13 protein-coding genes are annotated in these 13271 nt (G+C 74.9%); 6 read left to right on the top strand and 7 right to left on the bottom strand.

Translation table 11 applies throughout. The features are described 5' to 3' along the window. Positions 1-105: 105 nt before the first annotated feature. Positions 106-567: a carboxymuconolactone decarboxylase family protein gene (locus tag ACIP93_RS17780; protein WP_345219505.1), complete on the bottom strand. Its 462-nt coding sequence runs from the start codon at positions 565-567 to the stop codon at positions 106-108. 83 nt (positions 568-650) lie between these two features. On the opposite strand from ACIP93_RS17780, the gene ACIP93_RS17775 reads away from it, so the two are divergent. Next, positions 651-1541 carry a sigma-70 family RNA polymerase sigma factor gene (locus tag ACIP93_RS17775; RefSeq protein ID WP_345219504.1) on the top strand — a complete coding sequence of 297 codons (891 nt, stop codon included), beginning with the start codon at positions 651-653 and terminating at the stop codon, positions 1539-1541. A 182-nt stretch (positions 1542-1723) separates the two neighbouring features. On the opposite strand, the gene ACIP93_RS17770 is transcribed toward ACIP93_RS17775, so the two are convergent. After that, the gene (locus ACIP93_RS17770) at positions 1724-2488 is read right to left on the bottom strand and encodes a polysaccharide deacetylase family protein (protein WP_401759922.1); all 765 of its coding nucleotides are present in this window, start codon (positions 2486-2488) and stop codon (positions 1724-1726) included. 205 nt (positions 2489-2693) lie between these two features. Here ACIP93_RS17770 and ACIP93_RS17765 point away from each other — a divergent pair, with 205 nt between their 5' ends. Together ACIP93_RS17765 and ACIP93_RS17760 are read left to right on the top strand one after the other, a co-directional pair. Beyond that, the gene (locus ACIP93_RS17765) at positions 2694-3527 is read left to right on the top strand and encodes an aldo/keto reductase (protein WP_401759919.1); all 834 of its coding nucleotides are present in this window, start codon (positions 2694-2696) and stop codon (positions 3525-3527) included. Between the two features lie 210 nt (positions 3528-3737). Then, positions 3738-3869 carry a hypothetical protein gene (locus ACIP93_RS17760; RefSeq protein WP_345219501.1) on the top strand — a complete coding sequence of 44 codons (132 nt, stop codon included), beginning with the start codon at positions 3738-3740 and terminating at the stop codon, positions 3867-3869. Between the two features lie 135 nt (positions 3870-4004). On the opposite strand, the gene ACIP93_RS17755 is transcribed toward ACIP93_RS17760, so the two are convergent. Both ACIP93_RS17755 and ACIP93_RS17750 read right to left on the bottom strand, forming a co-directional pair. Beyond that, positions 4005-4160 (bottom strand): DUF6131 family protein, encoded by a 156-nt coding sequence (locus ACIP93_RS17755; RefSeq protein WP_345219500.1) that lies wholly within the window; start codon positions 4158-4160, stop codon positions 4005-4007. A 185-nt stretch (positions 4161-4345) separates the two neighbouring features. Next, positions 4346-5107 carry a class I SAM-dependent methyltransferase gene (locus tag ACIP93_RS17750; protein ID WP_401759914.1) on the bottom strand — a complete coding sequence of 254 codons (762 nt, stop codon included), beginning with the start codon at positions 5105-5107 and terminating at the stop codon, positions 4346-4348. A 395-nt stretch (positions 5108-5502) separates the two neighbouring features. Here ACIP93_RS17750 and rho point away from each other — a divergent pair, with 395 nt between their 5' ends. Further along, the gene (rho, locus tag ACIP93_RS17745; protein WP_401759911.1) at positions 5503-6642 is read left to right on the top strand and encodes a transcription termination factor Rho; all 1140 of its coding nucleotides are present in this window, start codon (positions 5503-5505) and stop codon (positions 6640-6642) included. 79 nt (positions 6643-6721) lie between these two features. Here the strand turns inward: rho and ACIP93_RS17740 are convergent, their stop codons facing one another. The 3 genes from ACIP93_RS17740 to ACIP93_RS17730 all read right to left on the bottom strand — a co-directional run bounded on the left by ACIP93_RS17740 (position 6722) and on the right by ACIP93_RS17730 (position 11519). Next, positions 6722-6979, bottom strand: coding sequence for a hypothetical protein (locus ACIP93_RS17740; RefSeq protein WP_345219497.1), 258 nt, complete (start codon positions 6977-6979; stop codon positions 6722-6724). 86 nt (positions 6980-7065) lie between these two features. Then, positions 7066-8256, bottom strand: a complete 1191-nt coding sequence (locus ACIP93_RS17735; RefSeq protein WP_401759909.1) for a serine hydrolase domain-containing protein — start codon at positions 8254-8256, stop codon at positions 7066-7068. Between the two features lie 137 nt (positions 8257-8393). Then, the gene (locus ACIP93_RS17730) at positions 8394-11519 is read right to left on the bottom strand and encodes a BTAD domain-containing putative transcriptional regulator (protein ID WP_401760597.1); all 3126 of its coding nucleotides are present in this window, start codon (positions 11517-11519) and stop codon (positions 8394-8396) included. On the opposite strand from ACIP93_RS17730, the gene ACIP93_RS17725 reads away from it, so the two are divergent. Then, positions 11512-12075 (top strand): hypothetical protein, encoded by a 564-nt coding sequence (locus tag ACIP93_RS17725; RefSeq protein ID WP_401759906.1) that lies wholly within the window; start codon positions 11512-11514, stop codon positions 12073-12075. The two genes, ACIP93_RS17730 and ACIP93_RS17725, sit on opposite strands and share 8 nt — an antisense overlap. Positions 12076-12193: 118 nt before the next feature. After that, positions 12194-13267, top strand: a complete 1074-nt coding sequence (locus ACIP93_RS17720; protein ID WP_401759903.1) for an ABC transporter substrate-binding protein — start codon at positions 12194-12196, stop codon at positions 13265-13267. Positions 13268-13271 lie beyond the last annotated feature (4 nt).

The following is a 13271-nucleotide window of genomic DNA, read 5'->3' as shown; positions in this document are numbered from 1 at the left end:
GGGGGGCCGGCGGGGCAATGTTTGTGCCCCCCCTGGGCGCCCCCCCGGGGGGGGGGGGGGGGGGGGCCGGGGGGGGGGGGGGGGGCCCCCGCCGCCCCGTCCGGTTCACCAGGTCTTGCCGGCCTGTTCCCGGACGGTGTGGTTGAGCCGGTTGAAGAGGTTGGTCAGCGAGATCTCCAGGGTGATGGCGCCCAGTTGCTCCGGAGTGAAGTGGCGGGCCGCCGCCTCCCAGATCTCGTCGGTGACCCCCGGCGCGCCGTCCTGGATCCGGGTCGCCGCCTCCGCCAGGGCGAGCGCCGCCCGCTCCTCCTCGGTGAAGAAGGGCGTCTCGCGCCAGGCGACCACGTGGTGCAGCCGCTCGGCGGACTCCCCGGCCTTGGTCGCCGCCTGGACGGTGGCGTGCACGCACGGGCTGCACCCGTTGATCTGACTGGTGCGCAGGTGCACCAGGGCGAGCAGTCCGCCGTCCACCCCGGCGGCGTGGATCGCCTTGTAGAGGTGCTGGACTCCCGTGATCACATCGGGGCTGGCGGGGCTCTTCATGCGTGGCGCGGTACGTGCTTCCATCGGACCTGCTCCTTCGTCGGTTACCTGTGCCCTGCCGGGCGCGTCATCCCCATGACGGAGCAGCGCCGAGGAAGGTAACAACGATGAGCCGCACCCCGCACCGCACCAGTCCCCCGAACCCGACGGCCGAACTGTTCGAGGCCGAGCGCGACCGGTTGCGGGCGGTCGCGCACCGCATGCTCGGCTCGTACGCCGACGCCGAGGACGTGGTGCAGGAGGCCTGGCTGCGGCTCTCCCGCCAGGACGCCGCCGCCATCCACAACCTGGGCGGGTGGCTGACCACGGTGGTCGGCCGGATCAGCCTGGACGTGCTGCGCTCCCGGCAGGCCCGGCCGGAGGCCTCGTACGACGACGGCGTGTCCGGGCCGGTGGTGACCCTGGACGAGGGACCCGCCCCCGAGGACGACGCGCTGCTGGCCGACTCGGTCGGGCCGGCGCTGCTGGTCGTACTGGAGTCGCTCGGGCCCGGCGAGCGGCTGGCGTTCGTGCTGCACGACCTGTTCGGGGTGCCGTTCGGGGAGATAGCCCAGATCCTGGGCAGGTCCACCGCCGCGACGAAGATGCTCGCGAGCCGGGCCCGCAGGAAGGTGCGGGACGGGGAGCGGCCGTCCGGCGCCGGGCGGGAGGAGCGGGCGGTGGTACGGGCGTTCCTGGCCGCGGCGCGCCGGGGCGACTTCGAGGAGCTGCTCCGGGTGCTGGACCCGGAGGTGGAACTGGCCGTGGAGACCCCGGACGGCCCGGTCGTCTCCCTGGGCGCGACGAAGGTGGCCGCGGGCGCGCAAGTCGGCGCCCGGGGGGCCGCGGAGGGCCTGGAGGTGCTGGTCGGAGGGCTGCCGGGGATCCTGTCCCGGCACGAGGACGGCACGCCGCGCGCGGTGGTGGCGTTCACGGTCGCGGAAGGCCGGATCGTGGCCATCAGGACGGTGGTGGACCCGGCCCGGCTCGCGCGGATGTCCCTGCCGGGGGCGGGGTGAGCGGCGGCGGGTGCTTCCGGCGGTGGGGACTTCCGGTGACGGCGGTGCGTTCCGGTGACGGCTGCCGCGCCCGGCGCGGGGCGGGGGGCGGGGGCGGGGGCCCGGAGCCCCTGCCGGCGGCACGCGCGGCTCGCCGGTCAGGGGCGGCAGACCTCGCCATCAGGGGCGGCAGACCTTCCCCGTCAGGGGCGGTAGACCTCGCCGGCTTCGGGCTTCGCCGGGGACATGAGCTGGGAGACCGTCACGAACGTGTAGCCCTGCTTGCGGAGTTCGGCGATGATGCCCGGCAGCGCGGGAATCGTCGCCGGGTAGCGCTCGTGGAGCAGGATGATGCCGTCCCGCTCGGTCTGCTCCAGCACCCGCTTCTTGATCTCTGCCGGGTCCTTGACCTGGAAGTCCTTCGCGGTGACGCTCCACAGGACCTGGGCCAGGCCCATCTCCCCCAGCACCTCGGAGACGTCGTTGCTGGTGGCGCCGCCCGGCGGACGCATCAGGGTGGGGGCCTTGCCGGTCGCCTTCTCGATGTCCTTCTGCACCGGTTCGATCTCGGCGCGGATCTGGTCCGGGGTCAGCTCGGTCAGGTTCTTGTGCGACCAGGTGTGATTCGCTGTCTCGTGGCCCTCCGCGGCCATGCGTGTCACGGTCTGCGGATAGGTGTCGGTGTGCCCCTTGCCCTGGAGGAAGAAGGTCGCCGGCACCTTCTCGCTCTTCAGTACGTCCAGTGCCTTCGGGGTCGGTGCGCTGGGGCCGCCGTCGAAGGTGAGCGCCACGCACTTCGCCTTGGCGCAGTCGACCGGCCCGCTCGCGGACTTCCCGTCGTCGACGGCGTCCGCGCGCACCTCGGCGGGTGACAGGACGCCGGTGAGACCGCACGAGGTGAGCAGGGGCAGCAGGGCGGCGGCGAGGAGCAGGCCGGTCGCGCGGGGGGTGCGGGTGCCGAGGTTCATGGTGTTCATCATGGGGGCCCGCACATGGACGGCCGCACGCAGGGGTCGCCGCCCCGCCCGCACCGCCGGCCCCGGAGCTCCCCGGCCCCCCGGTGCGGGATCGGCTCACGGGCCCGCGTTTGTGCGACGGCGGGCGCCCGTGGTGGGGTGCTCGTCATGGGCGCGACGACTGCATCACCCGTACGAACGGAATGAGGTATCCACCATGACAGCGGCCAGGACCGTGACCTTCCCCTCCGGCGCGAGCGTGCCCGCCCTGGGCCAGGGAACGTGGTACATGGGCGACAGCCGGGCCCGGCGCGCCGACGAGCTCGCCGCGCTGCGCCGGGGCATCGACCTCGGCATGACCCTGATCGACACCGCCGAGATGTACGGCGGCGGTGCCGCCGAGGAGCTGGTCGGCGAGGCGATCCGCGGCCGCCGCGACGAGGTCTTCCTGGTCAGCAAGGTCCTGCCGTCGAACGCCGACTCCCGGGGCACCGTCGACGCCTGCCGCGCGAGCCTGCGCCGCCTCGGCACGGACCGCCTCGACCTGTACCTATTGCACTGGCGCGGCGGAATTCCGCTGGCCGAGACCGTGGAAGCCCTCGAAGGCCTGGTCGGCGACGGCAGCATCGGCGCCTGGGGCGTGAGCAACCTGGACGTCGACGACCTGGACGACCTGCCCGCGGGCGACCTCCCCGAGACGAACCAGATCCTCTACAACCTCACCCGCCGGGGCCCCGAGTACGACCTGCTGCCCTGGTGCCGGGAGCGCTCGGTGCCGGTCATGGCCTACTCCCCGCTGGAACAGGGGCGGCTCCTGGGGCACCCCGCCCTGGAGTCCGTCGCCGAGGCGCACGGCGCGACCCCGCTCCAGGTGGCGCTCGCCTGGGTGCTGCGCGACGACAATGTCATCGCCATCCCCAAGGCCTCCACCGTCGCGCACGTGGAGGAGAACCACGCGGCCCTCGGGATCGCCCTCACCGCGACGGACCTCAAGGCACTGGACGCCGCGTTCCCCGGCCCCGTACGCAAGCAGCCGCTCGACATGCTGTAGCCGACGCGGTGGCCGCGTCCGGCCGAGGGGGAACCCCGCCCGCCGCCCGCGCGTCCTTCCCCGTACAGGAAGTACAGGAAGCACGGGAACACGCCGACAGAAACGGGGACGACCATGCAGTACGGGGGCCGGATGTGCAGGCGCTGCGGGAGGCCGGTGCCCGGCCGTCTGCGCCGGGTGTGCCGGAACCGGCCCTGCCGGGGCGAGGGCGTGTCCGACGACGCCGCCGAACTGGGCTCCGAGGTCGTGACGTCGGGGCTCGCCGAGGGTGTCGTACGGACAGTGGTCGGCGGGGTCGTGCGGGTGGTGCGCGGCGTGTTCCGGGTGGTGTTCGACTCGTAGCGCGCGAAGTGCTCACGTACGTACGCGAGCGCCTGCGCACGTGACCGCCGCGCGGGAGAAGGGCCGGACGCACGCCGTGGGTGGGCAGGCCTTCTTCAGGCTTGCCCACCCACGGCGGGTCCGGGACCGGCCCGGTCAGAAATAGTGCTTTCGTCCGCCCAGCGCGTGTCCGGTCGCACCGAGAATCCACAGAATCGCTCCGACCACGATCAGGACGCCACCCACGGTCGTCAGGATCGAGATGCTGGCAAACACTCCGATGAGGAGCAGGATCAGACCAAGAACAATCATCGCGGTTCCACTCTTTCTCTCTGCACAGCGTGCGACCCACGGTCAGGTGCACTGCTGCATCACTTTTCCGCCCGCTTCATGGACCGGGTCAGACGAAATGCGGGCCCGCCGTACGGCCTTGCGACCGTTGGGCCTTTGTCCTGCCACCTCCGTGTGCCCTGCTTCCGTGCGGCAATGCATCGCACTCACACAGTTTTTATGTCCGGTTGGAGACGGGTGGCGACGAGCATCCGGCAGCGGGGGGCGCCGTCCTCGCGGCGGCCGGGTTCGTCCAGTGCGTACGTGGTGACGCCGAAGCCCGCCGCACGGAGTTCGGCGGTGACGGCGGCGAGCGTGAAGCCCCGGTAGTACATGACGAACGGGGGACGCCACAGCGCGTTGCGCACCCGCATCACGGCGTCGAACCCGAGCATCGCGAGATGGGCGTACGACCCGGGGCGGGCCGGCGCGGGCAGCGGGAACGCGAACCGGCCGCCCGGCCGCAGCACTTGGCGGACCTGCGCGAACAGCGCGGGGCGCTGGGCGGGCAGGAAGTGCCCGAAGGCGCCGAAGCTCACCACGAGGTCGAAGACCGGCCCGAAGGGGAGGGCGAGGGCGTCGCCGCGCACCCAGTGGGCGGGGACCTCCGCGGGGGTGTCCGGTGCGCGCCTGCTCGCGTTCCGGCGCGCGACGTCGAGCATCCCGGCGCTGAGGTCGACCCCGGCGGCCCGCGCGCGGCACACCTCCTGGAGGACGCCGACGCCCGCGCCGGTGCCGCAGCAGAGGTCGAGCCCGGCGTCGAAGGGGCCGAGGCGGCGCAGGAGGTTCGCCACCGGGGTGAGGACGGCGTCGGGGGTGCGGAAGGGGGTGTGGTCGAACTTCGGGGCGAGCAGGTCGTAGCCGTGCTCGACGGAGGAGAGCGCCTGGCGGGCGAGTTCGCGGAGGGAGGGGCCCTGGGGGGTGAACACCGGCCACAGCATAGGGGCCCGGCGCTCAAGGGGGCAGGGGGCGGAAAACGGCCCACGGGGTCGTCGCGTGCGGACCCCGGGAGGAAGGGGGGTGTTCGGGGACGCCCCGGCTGTGGTACCTTGCGCTTGCATCCGTTCTCGCCCCTTCGTGGCGGCGGTGCTCATTTCGTCGCCGGACGTTCTTCGTACGTCCTGGCCCCCATGCGGACCCCTTCTCCGGGGCCTCGTGCACCCGTTTCTCCCTCGCAGGGCCTTGTTCCCCTGCCGTTTCCCGCCCGGGGCGTCCGCGCCGTCCACCCATGGACCTGTGCGCCGACCAGCCGCGATCTCACCGGGCCTCCCCAGCTCACCTCCGCACTTCCGCACTTCCGCGTCCGCGAAAGGACCGAACCCCCATGACCAGCACACTCGAAACCCCCCGCACCACCCCGCCCCCGGCCGTCCGGGCCGCGGGCGTCCTCGACCTGGCGGCCGGCGGCAACGGCTTCCTGCGCGGGGCGAACCTCGAAGCCGCCCCGCACGACGTCCAGGTCCCCGCCGCCCTCGTCCGCCGGTTCGGCCTGCGCAAGGGCGACGCGGTGACCGGCGCCTGCGGCAGGCCCCGCACCCTCGCCGAGGTCGACCTCGTCAACGGCGAACCGGCGGACGCCGCCCGCCGCCGCCCCCACTTCCGCGACCTCACCCCCCTGCACCCGCGCGAACGCCTGCACCTGGAGGGCGCGCCCGGCGCCCTCGGTCCACGGGTCGTCGACCTGGTCGCCCCCGTGGGCAAGGGCCAGCGCGGGCTGATCGTCGCGCCGCCGAAGACCGGGAAGACCGTACTGCTCCAGCAGTTGGCCGCGTCCGTCGCCGCCAACCACCCCGAGGCCCACCTCATGGTGGTGCTGCTCGACGAACGTCCCGAGGAGGTCACCGACATGCGGCGCGGTGTGCGCGGCGAGGTGTACTCCTCCACCTTCGACCGGCCCCCCAAGGAGCACATCGCGCTCGCCGAACTGGCCGTGGAGCGTGCCAAGCGCCTGGTCGAGACCGGCCGTGACGTCGTGATCCTGCTGGACTCCCTGACCCGGCTGTGCCGGGCGCACAACAACGCGGCCGCGTCCGGCGGCCGTACCCTCAGCGGCGGCGTCGACGCCGCCGCCCTCCAGGGCCCCAAGCGGCTGTTCGGCGCGGCCCGGCTGACCGAGGAGGCGGGCTCGCTGACCATCCTGGCCACCGCCCTGGTCGACACCGGCTCCCGCGCCGACGACTACTACTTCGAGGAGCTGAAGGGCACCGGCAACATGGAGCTGCGGCTGGACCGTTCGCTCGCCGACCGGCGCGTCTTCCCGGCCGTGGACATCACGCCCTCCGGCACGCGCCGCGAGGAACTCCTGCTGCCGCCCGCCGAGTTGGCGGCCGTGCGGGGCCTGCGCCGCGCCCTGCAGTCCCGCGAGGGGCACTCCCTCCTGGAGACCGTCCTCACCAAGCTCCGCCACACACCGGACAACGCGTCCTTCCTCCGCCAGGTGCACGCCACCCTGCCGGCCGGCTGAACCCCGCCCGCCCGGCCCCGCCCCCGCGCCTCGCGCCTCATACCTCGCGCCTGGCGCCTCATACCTCGTGCCTCGCGCCTCAGTCGCCGAAGACCTCGTCCACGCTCATCGCGTCCCGCTCCGGCCGCCCGTCCGCCAGCCACATCCGGTACGCCGCCGCCGCGTGCATCCGGGCCCGTGCCGCCCGGAGCTCCGGGCCGCCCGACGCGGCGGCCTGGTCCGCCTCCAGGACCGCGGCGACGTAGTCACCGAGGTCCATCCCGGCCCGGGAGGCGGAGGCGCGCACCCGCGCGGCCAGCTCCTCGGGCACGCGCGCGTTCAGCTGAGTTGTCGCCATGGCGGAATCCTAGCGATCCGCCACCCACCGCGGAACGGAGCGATCCCGAAGGGGCGGGAACGAGCCACGCCCCCGGTCGGGCGTTCCTACAGCCCGGACACCCTCGGCGTCCCGAACGCCGCCTCGACCGCCCGGAACATGACCTCCCAGGTCTTGAACTCCGTGTTGGTGTGCAGGGTGATCGTCCGCTCGCCGTCCGGCGTGCCGACGCACACGATGTGCGAGCCCTGCATGCTGCCGCCCATCCCGCGCAGCGTCAGCCCGCCCGTGACCGCCGGGTCCAGCTCGAACACGCCGAGGCCGTAGCGGGAGTGCGGCATCCAGTGGGCGCCCTCGGTGGAGACCGTGGTCCACATCGCCCGGTGCTGCGCCTCGGGCAGCAGGGTGCCGGCGGCGAACGCCCGGATCACCTGGAGCATGTCCGAGACGGTGGAGACGACGTTTCCTGCCGCCCACGCCCACGAGCTGTTGTACTCGGTCGTGTCGAGCGGCGGCAGCCCCGGCTCCTCGAACATCGACCGCCAGTTCTCGGCCGTGACGTCCTCGGGGTTCACGCCGTCCTTCAGGAACAGCCCGGAGTACGCCCGCGGATACGGCTCCGGGTACAGGGTGTCGCCCGCGGGCCGTACGAACGTGTGGGTGAGGCCCAGCGGTGCGGCGACGGTCCGCGCCACCTCCTCGGCGTAGCTGTTGCCGGTGACCGCCTCGATGACCGCGCCGGCCAGGTAGAAGCCGCCGTTGGAGTACGCGAAGACCTCGCCGGGCTCCGCCAACGGGGGCTGGGAGACGGTGAGTTCGAGGAGTTCCCGCGTGGTCCACAGGTCGAAGCGGTGCTCGGCGAGCGCGCCGCGGGTGGCGTACCGGTGGGAAATCTCCGGGGCGAGACCGGTGATGAAGAGGCCACCGGTGTTGCTGAGGAGGTGCCGCAGGGTGATCCGGTTGCCGTCGTAGCCGTTGGCGGCGACGCTCAGGACGCCGGGCAGCCACTTCTCCACCGGGTCCTCGATGCTCAGCCTGCCCTCCGCCTCCAGCGCCAGGACCGTGGCCGCCGTGAAGGCCTTGCCCGCGCTGCCGACGTGCAGGTGCTCGCCCCGCTGACGTGCCGTCCCGGCCTCCAGGTCGGCCACGCCGGCCGTGCCGAACCAGTGCCCGTCCGCGTCGCCGACCTCGGCGACGACGCCGGGCACGCCCACCTCGGCCACCGCCCAGTCCAGCACTTCCTGGACCTTCGCGCGGCGGGCGTCCGGGGTGTCGTCGGGGTGCGTGGGGTGCGTCATGGCGTTCCCTTCTCCGGGGCGGCCTCCCGGCTCCCTTTCCGGAGCGGTCGTCCGCCTGTTCCTCGGTACGGGGAAGAGCCTCGCGGCCCGCGATGACAGCGCTCTGAGCGTCCTCTGACAGCGGCGGGCCCGCACTGTCAGCGGGCGGCCTCCCGCAGCCGGTCGAGCGCCCGGGCCCGCGGCACGGCCGCGCCTTCGGCGAACGCCGCCGCGTACGCGTCCTCGCCCAGACGCCGTACGAGTGCGGCCGTGAGCCCGCGCAGCTCCGGGTCGCCGTCGTCGAACGCGCCCCTGATCGCCCGGCTCGTGCCGAGCGCGGCCGCCGCGCCCGGCGCGTCCCCCTCCGCCAGCAGCAGGGCGGCCACCTGCTGGGCGGCGAGGGCGGTGTTCCGGTGCGCGAAGGCGGCCCGGACCGCGCCGGGCAGCGCCTCCCGGGCCCGTACCGCGTCGCCCGCGGCCAGGAGGTTGGCCATGCGTACCGGCGCGACCCAGTGCGCGACCTCCTCCGCGGGGAGGGAGGAGGCCGCCGCGAGCGCCTCCAGACGGCCCAGTTCCGCTTCGGCGGCCGCCGGCTCCCCCGAGCGGCGGTGCAGTTCGGACCGGCAGGCCAGGACGCCGACCCGTAGCAGGGCGTCGCCGCGCTGCCGGGCCGCCCGGTCGGCCGCGTCGAGATCGTGCCGGGCCCCCGCCGGATCGCCGCCGCGCATCCGTTCGGCCGCCAGGCCCAGCCGGTACGACACCGCGTCCTGGGGTGCGAGGGCCAGTCCCCGCCCGTACGCGGCGATCGCGGCGTCGTGCTCGCCCCGGACGGAGTGCACCCGTGCCGTGCCCGCCAGCGCCATGGCCGTGCAGAGGCGGTCGCCCGAGGCCTCGAAGGCGCGCAGCGCGCTCGCCGTCGCCCCGGCCAGGGCGGTCCAGTCGCCGTTCTCGTGGTGCGCGAGGGCTTCGGCGAGGTGGGTGCAGCCGGTGGCCCAGTGGTCGCCGCGCTCGCGGATGTCGCGGGTCAGGCGGGTGACGAGCGCGTCGAGGCCGAGCAGGTGGGCCGCGGAGAGCGTCGGCAGCAGGGCCGTGGGGCAGCGTTCCAGGGCGCCGGTGCGCGCGCAGTCCTCGACGACCGCCCGTACGCGGTCCGCGTCGGGGGCGTCGGAGCCGGTCAGCACGCGGAGCGCGGTGAACGCCGCCCGGGCGTCCGGCGGCAGCGCCTCGCCCAGCGCGCACACCGAGGCCACGAGCGCGTCGGCGCGGGCGTCCCAGCGCAGCGCGTGCCAGTACCAGGAGAGGGGGCTCAGGAGGCGGGCGGCGGCGTCCGCGTCCCGGCGGCCGACGGCCGTGCGCAGGGCGTGCACCAGGTTGTCGTACTCGACGGTGAAGAGCCCGTACGACGCCTCCTGCCCGGCGGAGCGCAGCAACGGCTCGTGCCGGGCGGCGAGTTCGGCGAAGTGCCGGACGAGGAGGGTCTCGGCGGCGGCCCGCTCCCCCGCCGCGTCGAGCTGCTCGGCGGCGTACGCCCGTACGCTCGCCAGCATGCGCCAGCGGTCCCCGGCCCGTTCCACGAGGGACTTGTCGACCAGCGCGCCCAGGACGTAGGGCACGTCGGCGGCGGGCAGGGCGTCGTCGTCCGCGCAGACCGCTTCGACGGCGGCCGCCCCGGCGGAGGCGGGGAAGACGGCCAGCCGCCGCATGAGGAGACGCTCCTGGTGGTCCAGCAGGTCCCAGCTCCAGCCGATCACGGCGTGCAGGGTGCGCTGGCGGGGCGGGCCCGCGCGGTTGCCGGACGACAGGAGCCGGAAGCGGTCGTCGAGGCGCCGGGCGATCTGCTCGACGCTCATCGAGCGCAGCCGGGCGGCGGCGAGCTCCAGGGCGAGCGGCACCCCGTCCAGCCCGCGCACCACGTCGCCCACGGCTCGTACGGTGGTCGCGTCGCAGGCGAAGCCGGGCCGCGCGGCCCCCGCCCGGTCGAGGAAGAGCCGTACGGCCGGGGCGGCGGCGCTCTCGCGCGGGCCGGCGGCCGGCTCCGGAAGCGGGAGCGGGGCGAGGCGGCACAGCGACTCGCCCAGGACGTCCAGGGGTTCGCGGCTGGTGGCCAGAACGGTCAGCCGGGGCCGCCGTTCCAGTATCCCCTGGACGAACTCGGCCGCCGCGTCGGTGAGTTGTTCGCAGTTGTCGAGCACGAGAAGGGCTTCGTCGCCGCCGAGCAGGGCGGCGACCCGGTCCAGCGGGTCCGCGGTGACGACGGGCCGCCCACGCGGGCCGCCCAGGGCGCCGAGCACCGCGTCGAGGAGGCCGGCGCGATCCCGTGCACCCGCCAACGGGACGAACCACGCACGGCCCTGCCGGTACGACCGGTGCGCGGCCGCGGCCTCCAGCGCCAGCCGGGTCTTGCCGACGCCGCCGGGACCGACCGCGGTCACCAGGCGCGAGGTGGTCAACAGGTTTCCCAGCAGGGCCAGTTCGGCTTCGCGTCCGACGAAGGACGTGAGACGGGCCGGGAGGCGGGCGGCGACGGGGTCGGGCGCGGTGGGGGGATCGGCCGTCTCGCCGCGCACGACCGCGAGGTGGGCCTCCCGCAGCACGGGGGACGGATCGACGCCCAGCTCCTCGGACAGCCGCCTGCGTACGTCGTCGAAGACGGCCAGCGCGTCGGACTGCCGGCCAGCCGCGTACAGGGCGCGGACGCGCAGCGCGGCCAGGCGCTCCCGCAGGGGGTCGAGCGTCGAGGCCGCTTCCAGGTCGGACAGGATCGAGGCGCCCCGGCCGAGGCGCAGTTCCGCCTCCCAGTGGTCGGCCTGCGCCTGGGCGCGCGCGTTCTCCCACCAGACGGCGGCCGCGTCCGCGAAGTACGCGTCCCGTACGTCGGCGAGCGCGGGCCCCTCCCACAGCGCGAGCGCCTCGCCGAGCAGGGCGCTCGCCTCCTGCGGCGCGTCGGCGAGCGCGCGGGCGGCACGCGAGGCGAGGTCGGCGAAGCGGAGGGCGTCCACGCGTTCCCGGGGCAGGGCCAGCCGGTAGCCCGCCGGGGCGGACTCCAGGAGGCGCCCTTCGGGCAGGTTCTTGCGCAGCCGGTAGACCAGGGCGTGCAGGGAGTTGAGGGCGTTCGCGGGCGGGTGCGCGCCCCACAGGGCGTCGATGAGCTCGGCCGCCGGGACCGTGTCGCCCGCCGCGAGGGCGAGCCGGGCGAGCAGCGCTCTCGGCCTCGTACCGCCGATGGCGGCCGGAACTCCGTCGCCGTCGTAGACCCGGACCGGTCCGAGCAGTGCTGTGCGCATTCCCACGGGGTCAGTATCCCCGGCCGGGGCTGCGGCGCTGTGGGCCCTCACCCGGGCTCTCACCGGGGCCGCCGCCGACGGGTCCGCCGGGCCGGCGGATCCCCGGCTGTCCGCGCTCGCCCTGACCGTGGGCGCGGTGGCCGTCTCGGCCGGCCTGGGCGGCCAGGACCTCGCGCTGGACCGCACGGCCGCGCTCGCCTGGTTCCCGCGCCGGGTCGCGCACCTGGTGCTGGGCGGGGCGTCGGCCGGGGCGGCGCTGCTCGCGGTGCACGCGCTGAGCGGGCAGGAGCCGTCGGTGGGTCTGGTCGCGCGCGACACGGCGGGGCTGATGGGGCTGGTGGGGATCGGGGCGGCGTGCTGCGGGCAGCGGTACGCGTGGCTTCCGGCCTTCACCTGGCCGGCGGCGGCCTTCGTCGTACCGCCCGCGCCGAACGCAGCGACGCGGATCCTGACCTGGATGCTCTCCGCCCCGGACACGACGGTCGCCGCGTGGACGGCGGGGGCCCTGGGGGCCTGCGGTCTGCTGGCGTACGGAATCGCCGGGCCGCGGAGGTAGGGGCGGGGAGCCTCGCGGCGCCCGAAACCCGTACCGCGGCGGCCGGGCGCGCCCTAAGCTGACCGGCCGGGCCGCCCGGGGAGAGGTCGGCCCGTCGATCCGGGAAGCAGGAACGCACATGAACGGCACACCACCCGTCCGTATGGGCGCCTTCGCTCCGCTGAGCAGTCCGGGCTGGGCCGGGGCCGGGCAACAGCTCCTCGCCGGACTGGAGTTGGGGGTGCGGCACGCCAACGACTCCGGTGGTGTCGGCGGGCGGGAGATCGAGCTGCTGGTGCGGGACACCGCGGCCGATCCGCGGCGGGCCGCCCGTGCCGTGGACGAGCTGGCCGCGGCGGGTGTGGTGGCGCTGGCCGGTGAGTACCACAGCGTCGTGGCCCGGGCCGTCGCGACCCGTGCCGACGCCCGGCGCGTGCCGTACCTGTGCTCGTCGTCGGTTCTCGACGTACTGACCGAACAGCCCTCGGACTGGGTCGCGCGGCTCTCGCCACCGCAGTCGCGGGGATGGCGGGTGTACGCGGACCATCTGCGGGAGGCGGGGCACCGGAGGATCGCCGTCGCGACGCAGGACAGCGCCTACTGGGCGGCCGGGACCCGGATCCTGCGTGACTGTCTCGCCCCGCACGGCGGCGACGTCACCGAGGTCGACATGGGGACGCACTCGGTCGCCTCCGCGTGCGACGCGCTCGCCGCGGCCGGGGTGACCGCCCTCCTGCTGCTGGCCGGCCACCCCGAACCGGCACTTCCGCTCGTCTCCGCCGTACGCGGCGACCCACGGCTCGGGCACCTCCTCCTCGGCGCACCCGCCGGGCAGCCGGAACTGGAAGGGTGGGAGGGGCGGTCGGGGGCCGGCATCCCCTTCCTGCGCTACCTGCCCGAGCAGCTCGGGCCCCTCGGCGTCCGGGTCGGGAAGGAGCTGCGGGAACGTCTGCGCTCCGCACCGTCCTTCGTCGCCTTCGAGGGGTACGACTCGATCGCCGTCCTGACCGAGGCCCTGCGCACCCACGGCGCCGACCGCGCCCGCGTCGCCGCCTCCTGGCCGGTCCTCGCGGTCGACGGGACCCGGGGACCGATCCGCTTCTCCCGCACCCCGGGCAGCACGGTGTGGCAGTGGGCCGACGCCCCGGTACAGGTCGCCGACCGGGACCCGTCCGCCCCGGACCGCTTCCGGGTGCTGCGGTCCGGCCGGTGAAGAC

The sequence above is a fragment of the Streptomyces sp. NPDC088745 genome, from assembly GCF_044751045.1.
Classification (GTDB): domain Bacteria; phylum Actinomycetota; class Actinomycetes; order Streptomycetales; family Streptomycetaceae; genus Streptomyces; species Streptomyces cremeus.
Note: the sequence above shows the minus strand (reverse complement) of the source record. Positions and strands in the feature narration are given on the sequence as shown.